The sequence below is a fragment of the Leptolyngbya sp. AN10 genome (assembly GCF_050565645.1).
In the GTDB taxonomy this organism is placed as follows: domain Bacteria; phylum Cyanobacteriota; class Cyanobacteriia; order Leptolyngbyales; family Leptolyngbyaceae; genus Leptolyngbya.
Map to the genome: position 1 here is coordinate 201,097 of NZ_JBNXVP010000004.1, position 17,650 is coordinate 218,746.

A 17,650-nucleotide genomic window follows, 5' to 3' on the forward strand; every position below is an offset into this window, starting at 1 on the left:
GACTGGCTTAATACAGTAGCCTCAGAAATTGGACATCGGCTACGATCGCACTCCTTTGTAATAACTAAACGTTCTCAGCATCGTGTTGATATATCTGGTTTTCATGCAAATCATCGCCTTGCTCCAGAGCGTGACTCTCGTGCCGCATCGCGCAGAATATCGATTCCACCTTTCACGGCGATCACCGCGATCGCGACACCGACGAGCAGATCGGGCCAAGGTTGATTAATCCAGGCAACCAGCCCACCAGCGACCAGAATGCCCAGGTTAGAGACAAAGTCGTTGATGCTGAAGGTTTGGGCTGCACGAAGGTTGACATCAGCAGTTTTCAGGGGTTTCAGCAGTTTGAGGCTGAGCAGGTTTATCGCTATCGAGACCACGCTCATTCCAAGCATGAAGATTCCTAAAGGTTCGGTGCCTGTCGTGACCCGACGAACTGCGTCGATCAAAACTCCGATCGCGAAGACGATCAAGAGCACACCCGATACCCGTGCGGCAACAATTCTCAGCTTTGGCGATCGCCCGATTGCCAAAAGACTAATTGTGTAAACAGCACTATCGGATAAGTTGTCCAAGGCATTAGCAATCAACCCACTGGAGTTACCCAGTAAGCCGGTTATGAATAGTGAAAGTGACAATAGCAGATTCAATCCCAGAACCTGAAATAGAACGCGGCGCTTTCGGCGTGTCGTCACATCATCGGCTTTGTCTTTGTTTGAGTCGTTAGTTACTTTGCTCATAATGATTCTGGATTTGAGAATGCTTGCCTGTGTGTAAAGCGCGGAATCAAACGACCCGTGTGTTTCATGTACTCACGATACTGATCGCCGAACGTTTCAATCATCATTGCTTCTTCTTTGGGAACCCGTAGAACAACGATTAGCAATATCAATAGGGTCCCAATTAGTCCGATGAACCAACTTGCAGTTAGGAGACAAATGCCAAGTTCAAACAGAAAAAAAGCTGAATACATGGGATGCCGAACCCAACGATACAATCCATGCGTAATCAACTGATGATGTTCTCGTACCACTAAAGTGGGGCTAAAATTCCTACCCAGGGAATGGTGAACCCATCCCCATGCAGCCAGCGCAAATACCATCAAACCGGCTCCACTCAAACGAAGCCACGTTGAAAGACTTAGAGCAGACCACCTCATCCATTCAGGATTGGCGATCCAAACCAAAAGGCTCCCAAACCAGGTGATACTGATTAAGGTTGCTAGTACCGGAAACCAGTTGCTTTCCCTTTCTGTAAATTGGCTCTCGCGAAAAGCTCCACTCTTGACGCGGTAGTAAATTCGCATGATCGCCAATATAGCAAGAGCGGCTGCAAGGATAATTTGAAAAATGGTTTCGTTCAACATACTTCTGAACCCTCATGGTTTATTTGCTGGCAGGCGTAAATGAACGGAAGTTCTTAGGACTGAGGTTGAAGATTTAGCGATCGCAGCCGCACCAAGATGCCACATTCAGGACGAAGTGTAATGGAAGCTTGGGGAATAATGGGACAGCTTGGCGTGACATCGAGTTGGAAGCGCTGTGCGATCGTTGCCAGCAGCAGAACGGCTTCCATCAAGGCAAAGCCTTTGCCAATGCAAATGCGCGGACCATCGCCAAAGGGAATGTACACGCCTCTCGGCAGCTTTTTCTCCAGATCGTCTGCCCATCGCTCCGGTTGAAACGCTTCTGGATTGTCGAAATACTTAGGACTGCGATGCATGATCCACTGACTGATCATCACAACAGTTCCAGCAGGCACAATGTAATCTCCAATCGTGCAATCTTCGGCAGCTTCTCGTCCAAAAAGGGAGACAGGCGGATAGAGCCGCATTGCCTCTTTTACGACCATGTTCGTGTAATTCAAACGAGGCAGGTCAGCGACCGTAGGAGCGCGACCATCCAGCACTTCTTGCAACTCGTTCTGCAACTTGGTTCGCACCTCTGGATTGTCTGACAAGAGCATCCAGGTCCATGAGAGAGCGTTGGCAGTTGTCTCATGCCCTGCTAGCATCAGAGTCGCCACCTCATCGCGCAATTGCTTGTCATCCATCTGATTGCCCGTTTCTTCATCACGAGCTTGCATCAACATTGACAACAAATCGCCAGTCTCCTCATTGCTGGAGCGGCGCTGACGAATCAGGGTGTAGATGGCTTCATCCATTTCGGCGATCGCCTGACGGTATCGGATATTCTCTGGTCTGGGAAACCATTCCAGTACCAGATAGCCCTGCCTGCGCTTACTTTCAAACCAGTTCATAGTTACATCTAGCGCACGGGCAACCGCATTTGCTTCTCCCTCATCGACATCTTGGCTGAAAATCGTCTTCATGACGATGTTGAGCGTGAGACGCATCATATCAGCATGAATGTCACGCTCTTCTCCATCGCGCCAAGTATTAACCATGCGCTCGGCATAGTTCACCATCGCTTCGCTATAGCCTTGAATGCGCGACTGATGAAATACAGGTTGAGCTAAACGGCGCTGCCGCAGCCAGGAATCCCCTTCAGCCGTGAGCAATCCTTCGCCTAGTAAAGTTTTTAGAATCCGAAATCCTCGGCTCTTAATAAATTTTTCCCGGTCTTTCAGCACTTGCTCAATGTAGTCGGGATTGGTGATGAGGCAGGCAGGTGTTAAGCCCAATCGCAGCGGCACAATATCGCCATACTCACGGGCACAGCGAGTTAAAAAGGCTAATGGATCGTTACCTAAATCAACCAAACTCCCGACGATGGAATTACCTTGAGGTCCAGGCAGGTCGAAGATATCTTGAGTCATGGAAAAATTCCTTTTGATGAACGACAAACATTCAGACTTCTAGATGAAGCAGGGTTTTGTTGTATCAAAGCGATCGTTCTAAACCGCGCTGAATATTGGTGCGATCGACAAGAGCATGAGTGTCTAGCAACCGCTATACCCGTTGCCGAGTAATCCGTAAGCCATTGGCGATCGCCAACAGTTCACTGGCTTCATGGGCAAATACCGCAGCCGTAATTCCCAACAATCCAAGAATTGCACCGGGAATTAGAATGACCAGGACCAGAATAGAGAAGACAATGTTTTGAAAACTGATGCGCTGACTAGCTTTGGCAAGCTTCAATGCATAGGCAACCCGGCTAGGGTCATCCCCCATGAGGGCGATGTCAGCAGCTTCGATCGCTGCATCGGTTCCGGCTGTGCCCATTGCTAAGCCGACTGTTGCCGTTGCCAGTGCTGGCGCATCATTGATTCCATCTCCAGTCATCGCAACCGGACCATACTGTTGTTCAAGCTCCTGAATTGCCTTCACCTTGTCATCGGGTTTGAGATCAGCTCGAACTTCGTCAATACCGAGTTCAGCGGAGATCGCTTTAGCAGTTCGGGCATTGTCTCCAGTTAGCATCGCAACTTTGACCTGCATCTTGTGCAGTTGTTGAATCGCTCGTTTCGCTTCTGGGCGGGGTTCGTCTCGAATAGCGAATAAGCCCTCAATCCGATCTTGAGTTCCAACCAGAACAACTGTTTTACCCTCTACCTGCAATCGCTCAATTTCAGGTTCTAATCGTTCTAAGGGAACGCGCAGTTGTCGAAATAGACCTGGACTACCGATATAAATTGTCTGCCCGTCTATGTCGGCTTTTGCACCTGCTCCTGTGAGCGATTGGAAATTCTGCACGGCTGCAATTGCAATGCCTTCCGCCTGCGCGTTTTCTACGATAGCTTTCGCCAGCGGGTGTTCGCTCAAATGCTCGATGCTGGCAGCGTAACGCAGTAATGAGGCAGTTTCATTGGTCGTTGAGAGAACATTCGTTACAACAGGCTTGCCGCGAGTGAGGGTGCCAGTTTTGTCAAACGCCACCACTCGGACTTTTGCCAGGTTCTCCAAGTGAATTCCGCCTTTGATTAACACACCTTCTCGACCCGATCGACCGATCGCGGCTGAGATCGCAACGGGGGTCGAAATCACTAAAGCACAGGGAGCCGCTGCCACAAGCAGGACGACCGCTCGAACCGACCAGAGGGCGAAGTTAGCCTTCAACAGGAACGGGATAACGACCAGGAGCAGGGCAACAACCAAGACAGTAGGACTGTAGCGGCGTCCAAAGCGATCGATCCAGCGTTGAGCACTGGACTTTACACCTTGAGCTTCCTCAACTGTTTGAATAATTTTTTGCAGGGAGTTAGAAGCAAAGCTGGTCGTTGCTCGCACCTTGAGAATGCCAGTCGTGTTAATCGTTCCGGCAAACACTTTGTCACCCACAGCTTTTTCAACTGGAACTGATTCCCCGGTAACGGCTGCTTCATCAATACTGCTGGCTCCCTCGATGATTTCTCCATCTGTTGGAATGCGTTCACCCGGACGAACCAGAAACAGGTTGCCAGCCTCAAGCTCTTTCGCAGAGATCTGTACTTCTCCCGCATCGGTCAAAAGAGCCGCGGTTTCTGGCACTAAGTCCAGCAACGCTCGAATAGCAGTACGAGTGCGGGCAAACGTGTATTCTTCGATTGACTCAGCTCCAGCATAGAGAAACACCAGAAAGGCAGCTTCAAACCATTGCCCCAAAATGACAGCTCCCAAAGTAGCAAACGCCATTAATGCTTCAATACCAATCTCCCGTTCTTCCACAAATTCTTCCCAACCTTCTCGTGCCCAGTAATAAGCACCAATCAAAATAGCCAGCCCGAAAATGCTATAGGGGACGTAAACCGGAATCTGAAACTGGCTGACCAACCAGCCTGTAACCAGTAACGCTCCGGCAATCAACGCATTCCGAATGGGAGGAAACGCATACCAGGGACCCTCAAACCCTTCTACGTCGTCATCATCAACGTCATGGTCAGCGTCGTGATTGTGGTTGTCAGACCGCTGCAACTGGAGCGCTCTCCGTTCTTCGTCTGAAGACATAGCATCACCCTTGGAAGTTCACAAACAGTATATCAGTAGATCATGATATGTTAATTTCAGTGAATGATCGAGGCGCGTTGGATAAACTGATGTATTCTCGTTAAGAAATTTATTGATATGAGGAGTAAACAATGAACAAAAAGCTTGTAGCGGCTTTATTAACCAGCCCCAGTCTGTTCAGTTCGGTTGTGCTGAATGCAAACGCGGCTCATGCTGCGGCTGTTTCAGTTCAATCCACAACAGCCGGGTCTACACCTATTGAACAGCGAGTTTGTTCTCACGCTCGTTGTGTTTCATCAAGCCAGCTTGCATCCACTCAAACAGCACCTATTCGAGAAGTCGTTTTTGAGCAAGCAACTATCGTTGCGGCTGCACAACCGACGTACAGTGAGTATCCTATGACCATTGAAGAGAGTAATGCAGCGATCGCGTTGTTTGGATGCGATTGTCCCGCTTGTGTCAATGCACTTCGCCAGTTACGAGGGCAGGCTCCCTACTTGTAAATCTGCTTCTTATCAAAAGATATCTTACACAAGGTCGTAACTACTCAAGCAGATGCCATTGTGCCGGATACGATGCAGGAAGTGCATCATCGCTCTCCCTCTCAACTCTTGTTTTATTGCTTACTTTTTCTCCATATGAGACGTAAACGTTCTATCCCCTAAATTCATCGCTGGTCACGTCCGTTGAGGCAGGAATCGCGTCGATTGGAGCAGTGGTGACTGCTTATCTGACGATTGCTAAATTGACCGGAAATTCAACGGCTTGCCCCACTGGGGGCTACGATATTGTACTTTCCAGCCCCTACGCTACTGTGTTTGGAGTGCCCCTAGCTTTATTTGGCTTTCTTGCTTATATCAGCATGGTCATTTTTGCGATCGCTTCCCTCCTCGTGCGATCTCCAGAGCAAAAGCAATTTCGGGAGAAACTAGACACATGGACTGGGCTGCTGCTATTCATGGGCGCAACTGCCATGATGATCTTCAGTGGCTATCTAATGTATCTACTCACGGCTGAAATTAAAGCAGTTTGTGTTTACTGTGTCGGGTCAGCCATTCTATCTACCAGTCTGTTTGTCTTAGCCATCATTGGACGCGATTGGCAGGAAATCGGGCAACTCTTCTTCACGGGCATTATTGTGGCAGTCGTCGTGTTGGTCGGAACACTCTGAGTATATGCCAACATTAACAATCCATCTCTAGCAGAACAGTCTGCCTCAGAAACAGCAGGTCCACCGATCACAACACCTTCGGGAGAGGCAGAATTAGCCTTGGCAGCTCATTTACAGCAGATTGGAGCTAAGATGTATGGAGCATTTTGGTGTCCTCACTGCCATGAGCAGAAGCAGCTTTTTGGGTGAGAGGCATTTAGCAAGATTGATTACGTTGAGTGTTCTCCGAATGGTCAAGGTGCCCCTCCAGCACAAGTGTGTATAGACCGAGGTATTCAAGGATTCCCACCTGGGAAATCAAGGGGCAGTTGCTTCAGTCTGGAACCCAGTCTTTGAAGCTTTAGCAAATGCATCAGGCTATTCGGGTCCTCGTACTTCAGCAATACTCTACCTGGTTCATAGCCTGTAATCAGTATCAATACAGCATGATATAGCGTAGGACATCGAACAGCAATACAACCAATCAATTCACTGCACAGAGTAATGACGACAAAACCAATTCGACTCACTCAATCAGTCCCTATTTCAGATTTATTGGACACTTTGATGGTCGCACTCTGGGGAATTTTGTTGTTGAAATACTGGTTGACTGGAGAATTGAGACTCCTGGTTCATCGCAGGTATTTCTGGATCGTTATCTCTGCTGGTGCTTTTCTATCGCTGATTGCTGGCTTCAAAGTTGCAGGATTTCGACGAAAACGTCCTACTGCTAAAGCGCAACACTTTACTTACTTTCCACCGAATTTATCAAGTGGACTATTAATATTTGTTGCAACTTTAGGGTTGATAACCTCCCCACAAGTACTCAATAGTCAAGCTGCAATGCAAGGGGGAATTACTGATTTATCAATTTTAACTCGGACTCAGAGGCAAGCATTTTATGGTTCAACACGAAGTAAGGAGAAATCCCTTCTGGATTGGGCGAAAACACTCGCTGTTTATCCCGAACCTAGTGCTTATGTTGGGCAGAAGGCTAAAGTTTTGGGATTTATTGTTCATCCACCCAATCTGCCGGAGCAATATTTCATTATCACCCGATTTGTCATTGGTCATTGCGCGTTGGATGCTTACCCGGTTGGTTTGCTGGTTCAACTAACCCAAAACCGCCAAGACTATCCACCAGCTTCTTGGTTGGAGATTGAGGGACAAATGATCACGGTTGATGTGAAAGGTCAAAGTCAACTTGCTATTGATGCAAAGTTGCTGAAACCTGTTCCAAAACCTAAAGATCCTTACGAGTACTAGGAACTAAGATTAAGATTTCGTTGAGGGATAGGGTTAATTCAACTCTTTAGCAACTGTTATCTAAATTTATATAAAGGTCAAACGGGCGAATAAATAGGTTAGGGGAGTACGATAATACTGCTTTGACTATAAAAAGCATCCAGAAACTGTGTTTAAGCAATTGCTTGAACACCACTCAGTACCAACTTGATTGATGCTTGTGTATAGCGTTCAATCATCTCCTGACTCAATAGATCCCCATCGGACGTGAGATGCTTCACGCTGTCATAAGCATTGGCGTAAAACGTACAGATCCCAATAATATTCAGCGTCGTCATCTGAACATCGAGTGGATATGAAACGTCAAAGTGTGTGAGGGATTGGCAACCTGTATCGAGGAGTGGCGTGACCCCTCAAAAATTATGCACAGTCTGGAGCAACTCGTGAGCCAACGGGTGTATCAATTGATGGGAGGCGAAGATGCTAACGATAGTAATCGGTTGCGGCATGACCCCATTTACAAACTCGCCTGTGCGCGATTGCCTTTGCGCAGCAAGACTTGCTAGCCAGTCAACCGACGATGACTCGCTTAGAGAACCATGTCAGCAAAGCCGAAGTCTCGAAGATGCGGAGTCGATGGTGGAGCAATTCATCGCACAATACCCATCCGTCCGCGCTCGACCCGAACCTCTTCTTCTAAATACCCGACTAACCCACTGTCGATCCAGTATTTCCCAAATAGTACCGCTTCGCTAAACCAGGACGGGATGCGCGGCTGGTTTTCCGTTCCCGCTTCTACCTTAATTCCAGAAATCGGTTTTTTCCGACCTATCTGAAGTCTCCTGAATTCGGCATTTCAGGGATCATTCTCAATGCAATCCTTCCCTCTATCGCCCTTCTAGCAACAGTTTCACACACTTCCCCTCAACCTCGTTGCACATCCCGTGGGAGCACAGATAGCAACCCTTTAATCGTAGACTGTGTAGCATCATGATTTTCATCTTACAAGTGAGCAGTTTGCTTTCTGTGATTGTCCTCTGAGGGATGATCGGGTTTATTGCTCCCACAACGTGTGAACAGCTAGGAATGTGCAATTCTGAAGATGAGCAGGTTCTAACATTGTTGCTTTACAAAACCGGAACAGTATTCGGAGCGGAATTAGTAGTGGGCAGTGTACTGCCGTAGAACTTTAACTTCAGGACTTTCATGACAACATGGTAGGATAAAACAACTAATCTGAATAAAAAAGCTTTCGTGTTACTGTTTCTGTTCAAGTTTCTGAATCCGGGCAGCAGTTGAAGCAAGTTGATTATTGATGCGATTCAATACTGGAGTGACCCACAAGAAACAGCCACAGATTACGATCGCAAGTGCCCCGCACAACCCCAGTGCCACAAACGAATCAGCTCTCCAAATAGGGAAAATGCCTGCCGATCTCTTCTGATTGAGCTTGGTGAGCTTCTCGTTGGTTGTTTTCAGGTTTTCGTGAAAGCTCTTCCATCCGCCTAATGCTGCGTTCAATTGAGTCATTGTGTCGTCGTATTTGATCAGTTGCGGCTTGAATTCTTCGCCCCATTTCGTAACGTTGTCGTAGGAGTTCGCGGATCTCTGGGTCTCCTCGGAATTCACCATGATGACTTTGATCAGGTGCTGGCTCGATTGGAGAATTAGACGGTTGGTTTCTATCCATTGATCGATTTTGTCGTGAATTTTGACCGCATCTTGATGAGATGCAATTTTGCTGGCATCAACCTCTTTCCAAAGCCTGCCAACCACTTCTTTGAGTTCGCCGATCGAGGTCGTTTGCTGGCTAAGAGCGAGAGATAATTCAGCCACTTCATTTTCTAAGTCGCTGAGGGGATTGCTATTTTCCGGCATTGCTCACCTCAGCTTTTTTGATGGGCTTTGGCGTTTTGAATCCAAGCCCCAGATAGTCAGTGGCAGCTTCAAGCTGCGGACGGCTGAGATCGAGAAAGCTTTCGAGCAAAATGCGATCACCAAACGGCAACTGATCCTGCTCGAAAAATGACAGCCCCTGTTCGTGAATCACGTCAAACGTACTCAATTCTAGAACAGGCATTGAAATCTCAATGCCCTTAAGCGCTTGGAACTGTTTGCGAGTCTCAGAGCGCTCCCAGCGATCAAAGTTAAGTGCTCCTTGATTCCAAAGATCACTCTTGACTACCACATAATCCGCGCGATCGCCGCAGAAAGATTGCATCATCTGCAAACTATTAATCGTGTTGTAAGCATTGTTCATGACCGTATCAAGCGTGACGCGATAGCCCAACTGTTGAGCAATTTTAAACATGCCAAAGCGCTTGATCTGATCGCGCGTTGCCCGTCCTGACGCACCTGGCATGTCGATCAAGACAACATCGGGTTTCTGCTGTTCAATCTGGGTAAAAAAGGCTTTCGCTTGCTCAGTTTGAACAAAATCGATCAAGGTCACTGACTGTGATGCCTCGGTGTGATATTCCTGAAACTCCGGGTTCTCGACATCGGCATCAAAGGCTAAACAGTTCACGCCGGATTGAATCAGAAAGAAATACAACTGTCGGCAGTGCAGGGTTTTCCCTGTCCCTCCTTTGCCGCCCAGGATCATAATAATTCGTTTCATTTGTGCGGAAGTTGTCATGATGTAGTCCTATTTCGTTTGGGTCGAACTCGGTTGATATTAAAGTTTGGCTCTATCCATTCCCCGTTGACCCAGCCTGAGTTTTCCGAGATCGCATCTGACTTTGATGACGCTTCAGATAAAATCGCTTTCGGGGATGTTTCTGGAATGCTGGCAAAATGCGCTTCTAGATCAAACGCTTTTTCTTCTACTTCGCTCATTGATGTTACGGGAACTTCAGGCGAAGAAGTTTCTGCGATCGTTGATTTTGATCGTCCCTGATGTTCATCTCGCGCTGGCACTTTTGTCGGCTCCGAAATTGCACCTTGATCAACCTGCGTTGCACCCCTCGGCTTCTTCGATGCCGTTGATTTCTTCTGCTTTTTGTTGGCAGCTTGGCAGTAGTAATATCGCAACGTTTTGGGTTTGATTTTAACCTCTTCTTCAAACGCCTCCTCAAGACTAGATGCAATTTCTTCCCAGGTGAATCCTCGATCGCGCAATCGCTTCAGAATCGAAAATGATTGATCAACAATTTGGCGCAGATTTAACTGACTTGGCGAAGCCTTTCTCATCTCCGCTAGCTTCTGTAGTGCGCTGTGGAAGGAACTTTTACTAACTTTGATTGGCAAAATTCACCTTCCGTCAAAATCTATCTTGTTAGCCATCTTATCCCTGTAATGCTGAATAGGAAATGGCATTGAATTAATTTAACAAACTGCAATTTTATCAAGGTTAAAATAACATTTGAGTCGCCTGTGATTGCACGATCGTTCTCATTTACAGGTACAAGGCTTTTCGGCAACAGATAGTTAGTTTTTCGGCATAGTAACGCCTTGCTCCTGTTTTTTCTTTTGTCTTTTATCCAGGTTAATGAATCAATTTCTTGGGGTTGATTTGTTACGTTTCATCTAAACGAAATGTACCTGTTTGATTGGCGTTATACTGGCAATGCTGTATGAGTACGCGATCGCAGATTCGTCAATCTAGAAATAGACAACTGCAATAGTGCTAGCCCCGCAGCAAGTCGTGGCAAGTTACCGGGTAATATGGCAAAGCGAGAAGGAAAGACCGCATCGATCGAGATCACCTGCACACCGAGCCAGAAGACAGCAATTAAAGCTCGATCTCAATCAGTCGGGGCAAAATCGGTCTCTGAATACCTCTTGACGATCGCGCTGAAAGGCAACGTCGATGACTATGGATTTATGCGTCGAAAAGCTGACGGTCCGCTGGTAAATGCAGCAACGTACCAGCGGTTGGGAGAAATGATTGAACTTTTAGAGACAAGGTTATGTGCGACTTCAAAAGATTCTCTGTTCAGCGCATCACCAGATGCTCAATCGCTGTTGCAAGAACTGATTGAACAAATTCATGAGACAAGGCGGGAGATTGCTTTGAATCGCCTAAAGAACGCCGTTAATCGCCTATGAGTTGGGATGAAAATTAATTATGCTAAAGGCAATGACCCGATGGGACTGATGCTGTACTTACATGAGCCAGCAAAGCAGATCACTCCCGAAGCGAATCCAGTCCTAGGAACGAACATGAGTGGGCGTGATTGTGAGGAGCGAGCCGAAGAGTTTCGCTTTTCGCATGACCTAAACCCTAGAGTGAAAAAAACAATGGTTCACTTTGCAGTTTCACTACCACCTGGAGAAACTGTGTCACACGATCAAATTGCTCAGATTTCGCGATCGCTGCTGCAAAAAACTGGGCATCAAGATTGTCAGTATCTTGTGGTGCGACATCACGATCGCGAACACCGAAATCATGTGCAGCACTGGCACATTGCAACGTCTGCTGTCTCCCTCAAAGCGGGATGGGTTAGAGATAGTTTTGTCAAGCTCAAACTTCTACAGATTGAACGCCAATTGGAGGAAGAATTCAGATTGAGCAATCACCCGATTCGTCCAAAGGCTCAAAGACAGAATCTCAGCACTGGAGAGTACCGACTAAAAGAGCGCACAGGAAAGCCGATTCCGAAGGAAAAACTGTGGGACATCATTGATCGAGTGTCAGCCGATCCCCCGTCGATGACAGAATTCGTGGCTCGCTTAAAAGAAGAAGAAGTCGAAGTCAGATTTCGCCAAGCACAGGGCATGATTCAAGGGATTAGCTATAAAATTGATGGGGTCGCGTTCGCTGGCTATAAGTTGGGACCTGCCTACAGCTTTGGAGGACTGCAAGCACACCGACAGATCGAGTACGACCCCGCTCAAGACCAGTTACTCTTGCTGATGCAGAAAATGACGCGAGAGAAATGTCAGCAGTGGCTGAGAGGTCAAGAGCAGCGCAAAAAGTATCAAGCATTGTATCGACAATACTGGCAGACTGTCTTGCGGCAGTCAGAGACTAATTTGGCGGAAATTGAGGCAGAACGCCGTGATGTGATCGTCGCGGCTCGATCGCTTTCTGACATCCATCAAGATGAGACAAGCTTGATGATATTCTACGGGGACAAAGCCCAGAAAGTTGATCAGCAGCAAGGACGACGTTCAGCGATCGCATACGTCAACCAAATTATTCAGCAAGCGATCGTTTTTGCAGAGCTACTGATGCGGGACGGGACTAATTATCTCAAAACACTAGGAAACGTTAAAAGATCTGATCAGGAGCACTACTAGCAAGCAAACTCTTCTAAACTTAGGGAACACAAGAGGCGGTTTGTACCCTAAGTTTTATGCTAAAAAGATGTCGCACCAGCCCTATTTTGTACAAATCCACGATTCCTGAAAGACCATTGCGATCTCCGCAGGCAACAGCTTCATCACTCTTCTGTCTCTAGCAAAGCTCCAAATATCGTTAACTGCTGGCATCTTTTTTCTGCAAGTTTCAAATAATCTAAGCTCAGATCAATACCGATACATTTGCGTCCAAGCTCTGCCGCGACATAAGCCGTCGTTCCACTTCCAACAAACAGATCCAGCACTCTTCCGCCTTCAGGACAACCTGCCAAAATGCAAAGCCGTGGAAGCTCTGGCGGGAAAACGGCTGTATGAAATTCAGGATAAGGCACAGTATTAATGTGCCAGGTTGATCGTTTGTTTCTTCCTGCCTTGCGCCGATCGTCGAGAGTTTTCATATCAATGGGGCGAATTCCCCGGTAATCTTTTTTGATGGTTTGATTGCCCCATCGCTCCCATTTCGCAGGCTCTTTAATTGCTTCAGCGTTAAAGTAATACTGCTCGGATTTTGCTAGTTGAAACACATATTCATGATTGCGAGTGCATCGTGACCGGACAGACTCAGGCATACAGTTGTCTTTAATCCAGAAATTATTGTTTCGCACCCACCACCCTGCGTCTTGTAGCGCGATCTCAACGCGATGGGGAATCAGCATCAGGTCTTTGTTCTGGAAGTGATCTGCTTCATTGTTCGAGCCATCTGCACTCACGTAGCTATCTCCAGGATTCAGCCACACTGTTCCGTTTGACCGCAACACTCGCCACACCTCGTTGAAGATTTCAACAAGATGATCAACTTACAAACTTAATTGTGGCTCTTGTCCTAATTGACCCAGCTAAGCATTGCATTTTGTACAGAAGCTTCCAGCAAAATGCTTTTGGTGGTTTCCATTAAACCTGCGAGATGCTTTGCCATAAAAGCGATCGCTCGCGCGACTCTTACCTTGTCGCACTTCTTCCCGAATTTCATGATAATCATGCCGCGTCCCCCAGACATGAACGCAGTCAGCATCCACACACCCCACACCTGCGCCTTTAATCAGAGCAGCAGCGTGATAGGTTTAAAGTACCACCAACGAACCTTCACAGCAATGAGCTACCGCATCCGCAACCCCTATTCATGCAACAACGCCCTTCAAGATTAATCATCGCAAGAAACCTCAATTAGCTGGTGAATTCGTGTCAGATGGACAGATCAGAACGACATCAAAGCGTTGACGAACGAGATCGATCGCTTTTTGACGATTTTCTAGCGTTAAGCGTTGGGTACTCGGAAATAGGTTAGCGTTTGAGCCGATCCGCCACAATAGGTCATCCCAAATCTCAACCTCCGTTGGATCGCCAAACATTTCGCGATTATGAGCAGGCGTTTGCAAGATAACAATGAGATTTGCAATATAGTAATCATCACCGTAGCGTTTTAGTCGAGAGCTTTTAGTTAGCAGCTCAGATTGACCATTCGCAATCAAGTGATACACTTGCTCAACAAGCAGCCAAGCCTGTGGTAAAGCATTCGGATTAGGAATTGGTTGGTTTGCTGATTCTTTTTCCGCCAAGGCGTGAGTCAAACGTTGAGCGAGATCAAGTCCGTAATAGATACGATCGTCGAGCGGAATATTCATGACTCGCTCGATCGGATCATAATCGGGATCAATTGCTTTAATTGCAATTTTCCGTAAATTTTTGAGCGACATTGCTTCAACATAGGAACGGATGCCACTATCAGTCATAAGAGACCTCTCCAGCTCATAAAATCACTTTTCCTAAAGGTGAAAATTAGCGCTGTAAGTTAGTGACTACTGTTTTTTCACTTATCTTTTTTTTTTCGTTGCCCTGTTTCAACGCTTCACGAAAAGCATCTACATCCGCCTGAGTCACTTTTGAATTCGCGTGATCGATCTTTCCATCAGCATCGAACAGTATCGGCTCTTTGCCTCGATCGTTCGAGTAGATCTTCAACGTATTCGTTCGCACGTTTAGCACGATCGTATATTTGTTTTTACCAGCAATGGTTTTATCACCATCTGGGTCGGAAGGTTTAAGTGCTGCAATACTTCTACCCAATCGAGCCAGCGTTGTATTTAACTTTGCTTGTCCTGTTGATACAGGGACGGGAACCTCAACTTTTATTTCCGATGGTTCTTGAGTTGGCTCATTGCTGCTAGAAGCTTCACTCACTGCTGCGTGATCTGTGCTAGCAGATTCTGAACGATCGTGTTCCTGTGTACTAACATCGACAGCAGGAGATCGATCTTCGACATCTTCCTCACTGCTTGGTTCAAATGGCTTTGTTTGAGAGTTCGGAATCGATGCAATGCGCGTCGGAGGAGGCAAAACTCGCTTCTTTGGCTCAGAGGTTTCGACACTAACCGTCTTCTCCACTCGCTCTCGGTACTGACGGATAGCATCAAGGACTGCTGGCTTGAGTTCGTCCGGACACGCTGCTTGAAAGACCATTTTATCGAGGTGATGAATTTGAACCCATGCAGGCACTTCTGAACCATCCGCTTTGTAAATCACACCAGGAATATGCTGATCCCCAATTTCATCAACTCGATCAAGAATTGCTGTGACTTTCTCTGGTGACAATTCAAGAACATTGGCAGCTTGATCAACGAATGTTTGAGCAGCTTGATCAAGGCGAATCTGTTTGCTTTGAGTCCAGTTTTGCCAGCCTCGTAGTTCTCGCGCCACCTGGTACAAAGAGTCTTCGGTATTGTTCTTGTAAAGCTGTTTCCCTTGAATAATGTTCTGTACAAGCTCTGAAGCTAGATTGAACAGCGGCAGGGGCGCTAATGGCGACTGAAGCGTTGTTTGAGTCATCGGTTTAGGTTGCCTGTATAGAATTGCTGGTTCAGGCTGAGAAGATGGTGCGGCTAGAGGTTGCGAACTGCTTGGTGCAACCTTGGTGTTTGTCGGTCGTGTTCTCAGAATCGGTGTTCGCACTTTTGAAGAAGTTGAATTAGAGCGAGAGACTCGATTTGAGCTTTTAAATTCTGGGTGATCCGCCCACCATTGTTTCGACCAACTCGATAAGTCAAACTGAAGTCTTTTCGCAATTGCAAGGGTCAAACTGATTAGTTTGTTGCCAGATGACACTTCAGCTCGCTTCCAGTCCCACTCCATCTCAGTCGCATATTTGCGCTCTGTTGGAAGTTTGTTTGCCCAAGCTTTGTCAAAACCAGGGCGATCATTGATCGATTTGTAGAAGGCGGCAATTAAAATTCGCTCTTCTCGATCAAACTCACCTACATCAATCCGATCCGCGATCGCGTTAATTAGGTCTTGATTTTTTTTGTCGGCGGCTGGATGAGATGCGTGCAGACTCGGAACATAGACCGACTGACGTTCTGTTTGAGCTTTAGCTTCTTTGGTTTGTTGTTCCTGAATTGCTTCGGCAACCCACTTGAAATTTTCCGGCTCTACTTCAATAAAGTGATCGCATCCATCATCACAGGCAACCCATCGTCCTTGGTGATCGTAAAATGCCATCAGCTTTACGTCGTATCCAATTTTCCGCAAAGCAATAATATTCTTTGCTGTATTTGCTGCAACAGAACGATTAATTTCAGTGTCAGAGTCCTTTCTAAAGGGACGATCAAGGCAAAGAATGAATTTAGTCCATCCGTTTGCTTCTTTGTCTACCTTGATCGATTCAATATCTCGATAAATTGCACCTGCACTTCCTAATCCTTGATAAGTGGGCAGGCGAAACGCTCGATTCAGATAAAACGATTGAAAATCTGCACCCTCACAGCCAAGGCAGATTTTACTATGAGAATCCCCAGGCAGAAAGCCAGCTCTTTCTTGCCAAAGCTTCCCAGCACCGCCAAGCCGAACGGTTTTGATATCGTCTTCGTTTAAATACGCCTTCAGAAACCGTAAGTTAATCCCCACTGCTGTTCCTGTTCCATCACGCATTAGCGTTGCGATCGCGGGACTCCAGCTATGGACTTTTCCGTTGGGGTGAATTCCAGGAGTATCAGCTACTTGAGCATGAACATCAGGGAGAAGTACCGGGTAGGGCGCGATCGCAACGAAGTCTGGAGGAGTCAAATCTGCTCCTGCTAATTGCGACCTCTCGGCGATCTCGGCAATCGCTTGGGAACGATACTGCTGCAACTCTTGCGATCTCAGTGCATCAAAAATAATCACCCAAGGATTGTTGAGATCTGGAGAGACATCAGCAGTTGAGGAGGTTTGCAACGGCACAAATGATTCCAAAGGAGGACGATAAAATGACCCGGAAAGGCAATGCGTCTCTAACATCGTAGTGGAAGATCAAAACTTAAACACCAAGCTCAAATAATGCAATAACCAAGGTTATTGAACATTAAAGTAGATTCAGCATCGTGATTTCGTACAAAAGCAGGAGTAATCTAGAGCGATTAGAGACGATCGACCTTCTAAAGAGAGACTTTTAGAAGTCGGTTTAAAATCAGGTGATTTTGATGTATCTTTGTAGTCAGTCGATTAAGAGTCTTATATGGCAGACCTCTGATCGATTGAGGAAGTATTCAGTGCCAGTTAAACGCTCTGGGGATTAGAAGTAGTTTATTGATAACAAGGAGTAACTTGACCCACAAATAATTTTTAGCCGAAGCGATCCGAACAAGTCTAGAAACTAATTGCTTGAATTATCTAAGCAGCAAAGAATAGGAAGAGGAGAGATATTGATCCTTGTGATCATGCTCTTAATCTCTAGCAAAAGTTAGAACAATAGCTTGTCCTTTTCTGCTCTTTGCTGCGTGGATAGGGTTTGTACTGGGATTGTGCTTTTTCATCAGGCAGACACTTCTCTAGAACTTTCAGTGCCTCTTTTGAAAAAGTGAAAGATTGCCAAGTTATAAGGTCAATTCGCTTTGCTGTAGAGAAGCCATTTCCTTTAAAGATATCGGTCATGAAACAAGTTGCGACTAGAGAAACTGTTCTGGCACGCTTTGCCTCACTTCAGAAGCGTGAAGGAGCTTTCATGACGCACCAAGTTTTCACCTTTGAAGCAGGAGGTCAACATCATGCTCTAGAACTTTAGGAGCAAAAATCCCCCTCTGTTTGCAGCAGAGAGG

At 46.7% G+C, this 17,650-nt stretch carries 19 protein-coding genes; 7 read left to right on the top strand and 12 right to left on the bottom strand.

Annotation, left to right across the window (positions count from 1 at the left end):
* Positions 1-110: 110 nt before the first annotated feature.
* From ACQ4M5_RS07575 to ACQ4M5_RS07590, 4 genes are all read right to left on the bottom strand, one after another.
* Positions 111-740 (bottom strand): cation transporter, encoded by a 630-nt coding sequence (locus ACQ4M5_RS07575; RefSeq protein WP_430674974.1) that lies wholly within the window; start codon positions 738-740, stop codon positions 111-113.
* Positions 737-1,366 (bottom strand): isoprenylcysteine carboxylmethyltransferase family protein, encoded by a 630-nt coding sequence (locus tag ACQ4M5_RS07580; RefSeq protein ID WP_430674975.1) that lies wholly within the window; start codon positions 1,364-1,366, stop codon positions 737-739. Before ACQ4M5_RS07580 ends, ACQ4M5_RS07575 begins: the two co-directional genes overlap by 4 nt.
* Before the next feature lie 53 nt (positions 1,367-1,419).
* Positions 1,420-2,778: a cytochrome P450 gene (locus tag ACQ4M5_RS07585; protein ID WP_430674976.1), complete on the bottom strand. Its 1,359-nt coding sequence runs from the start codon at positions 2,776-2,778 to the stop codon at positions 1,420-1,422.
* Between the two features lie 133 nt (positions 2,779-2,911).
* Entirely contained in the window at positions 2,912-4,885 is a 1,974-nt protein-coding gene (locus ACQ4M5_RS07590; protein ID WP_430674977.1) for a heavy metal translocating P-type ATPase, read from the bottom strand.
* A gap of 131 nt (positions 4,886-5,016) precedes the next feature.
* On the opposite strand from ACQ4M5_RS07590, the gene ACQ4M5_RS07595 reads away from it, so the two are divergent.
* The 3 genes from ACQ4M5_RS07595 (at position 5,017) to ACQ4M5_RS07605 (ending at position 7,301) form a co-directional block, all read left to right on the top strand.
* On the top strand, positions 5,017-5,388 hold the full coding sequence (locus ACQ4M5_RS07595; RefSeq protein ID WP_430674978.1) for a hypothetical protein: 372 nt from the start codon (positions 5,017-5,019) through the stop codon (positions 5,386-5,388).
* Between the two features lie 212 nt (positions 5,389-5,600).
* On the top strand, positions 5,601-6,056 hold the full coding sequence (locus ACQ4M5_RS07600) for a vitamin K epoxide reductase family protein (RefSeq protein WP_430674979.1): 456 nt from the start codon (positions 5,601-5,603) through the stop codon (positions 6,054-6,056).
* A gap of 483 nt (positions 6,057-6,539) precedes the next feature.
* The gene (locus tag ACQ4M5_RS07605; protein ID WP_430674980.1) at positions 6,540-7,301 is read left to right on the top strand and encodes a TIGR03943 family putative permease subunit; all 762 of its coding nucleotides are present in this window, start codon (positions 6,540-6,542) and stop codon (positions 7,299-7,301) included.
* A 152-nt stretch (positions 7,302-7,453) separates the two neighbouring features.
* On the opposite strand, the gene ACQ4M5_RS07610 is transcribed toward ACQ4M5_RS07605, so the two are convergent.
* Complete coding sequence (locus ACQ4M5_RS07610) at positions 7,454-7,618, bottom strand: hypothetical protein (protein ID WP_430674981.1); 165 nt, start codon at positions 7,616-7,618, stop codon at positions 7,454-7,456.
* Positions 7,619-7,648: 30 nt separating this feature from the next.
* On the opposite strand from ACQ4M5_RS07610, the gene ACQ4M5_RS07615 reads away from it, so the two are divergent.
* Complete coding sequence (locus ACQ4M5_RS07615; protein WP_430674982.1) at positions 7,649-7,846, top strand: transposase; 198 nt, start codon at positions 7,649-7,651, stop codon at positions 7,844-7,846.
* Positions 7,847-8,537: 691 nt separating this feature from the next.
* Here the strand turns inward: ACQ4M5_RS07615 and ACQ4M5_RS07620 are convergent.
* From ACQ4M5_RS07620 to ACQ4M5_RS07630, 3 genes are read right to left on the bottom strand one after another with little or no spacing between them, the layout of a single operon-like run.
* Positions 8,538-9,158 (bottom strand): hypothetical protein, encoded by a 621-nt coding sequence (locus tag ACQ4M5_RS07620; RefSeq protein WP_430674983.1) that lies wholly within the window; start codon positions 9,156-9,158, stop codon positions 8,538-8,540.
* Entirely contained in the window at positions 9,145-9,918 is a 774-nt protein-coding gene (locus ACQ4M5_RS07625; RefSeq protein WP_430674984.1) for a hypothetical protein, read from the bottom strand. The genes ACQ4M5_RS07620 and ACQ4M5_RS07625 overlap by 14 nt, the downstream gene beginning before the upstream one ends.
* A complete protein-coding gene (locus ACQ4M5_RS07630) occupies positions 9,915-10,472 on the bottom strand; it encodes a hypothetical protein (RefSeq protein ID WP_430674985.1) in 558 nt (185 codons plus the stop codon). Before ACQ4M5_RS07630 ends, ACQ4M5_RS07625 begins: the two co-directional genes overlap by 4 nt.
* A 474-nt stretch (positions 10,473-10,946) precedes the next feature.
* Here ACQ4M5_RS07630 and ACQ4M5_RS07635 point away from each other — a divergent pair, with 474 nt between their 5' ends.
* Entirely contained in the window at positions 10,947-11,330 is a 384-nt protein-coding gene (locus ACQ4M5_RS07635) for a hypothetical protein (RefSeq protein WP_430674986.1), read from the top strand.
* Between the two features lie 6 nt (positions 11,331-11,336).
* Positions 11,337-12,524 carry a relaxase/mobilization nuclease domain-containing protein gene (locus ACQ4M5_RS07640; RefSeq protein WP_430674987.1) on the top strand — a complete coding sequence of 396 codons (1,188 nt, stop codon included), beginning with the start codon at positions 11,337-11,339 and terminating at the stop codon, positions 12,522-12,524.
* Between the two features lie 143 nt (positions 12,525-12,667).
* Here the strand turns inward: ACQ4M5_RS07640 and ACQ4M5_RS07645 are convergent, their stop codons facing one another.
* The 4 genes from ACQ4M5_RS07645 to ACQ4M5_RS07660 form a co-directional block, all read right to left on the bottom strand.
* A complete protein-coding gene (locus ACQ4M5_RS07645) occupies positions 12,668-13,363 on the bottom strand; it encodes a DNA-methyltransferase (RefSeq protein ID WP_430675111.1) in 696 nt (231 codons plus the stop codon).
* 44 nt (positions 13,364-13,407) lie between these two features.
* Positions 13,408-13,596 (bottom strand): hypothetical protein, encoded by a 189-nt coding sequence (locus ACQ4M5_RS07650; RefSeq protein ID WP_430674988.1) that lies wholly within the window; start codon positions 13,594-13,596, stop codon positions 13,408-13,410.
* A 148-nt stretch (positions 13,597-13,744) separates the two neighbouring features.
* Positions 13,745-14,314 (bottom strand): hypothetical protein, encoded by a 570-nt coding sequence (locus ACQ4M5_RS07655; RefSeq protein ID WP_430674989.1) that lies wholly within the window; start codon positions 14,312-14,314, stop codon positions 13,745-13,747.
* Between the two features lie 46 nt (positions 14,315-14,360).
* A complete protein-coding gene (locus ACQ4M5_RS07660; RefSeq protein ID WP_430674990.1) occupies positions 14,361-16,796 on the bottom strand; it encodes a hypothetical protein in 2,436 nt (811 codons plus the stop codon).
* A 688-nt stretch (positions 16,797-17,484) separates the two neighbouring features.
* On the opposite strand from ACQ4M5_RS07660, the gene ACQ4M5_RS07665 reads away from it, so the two are divergent.
* Positions 17,485-17,616: a hypothetical protein gene (locus tag ACQ4M5_RS07665; protein ID WP_430674991.1), complete on the top strand. Its 132-nt coding sequence runs from the start codon at positions 17,485-17,487 to the stop codon at positions 17,614-17,616.
* The last annotated feature ends 34 nt before the right edge of the window (positions 17,617-17,650 follow it).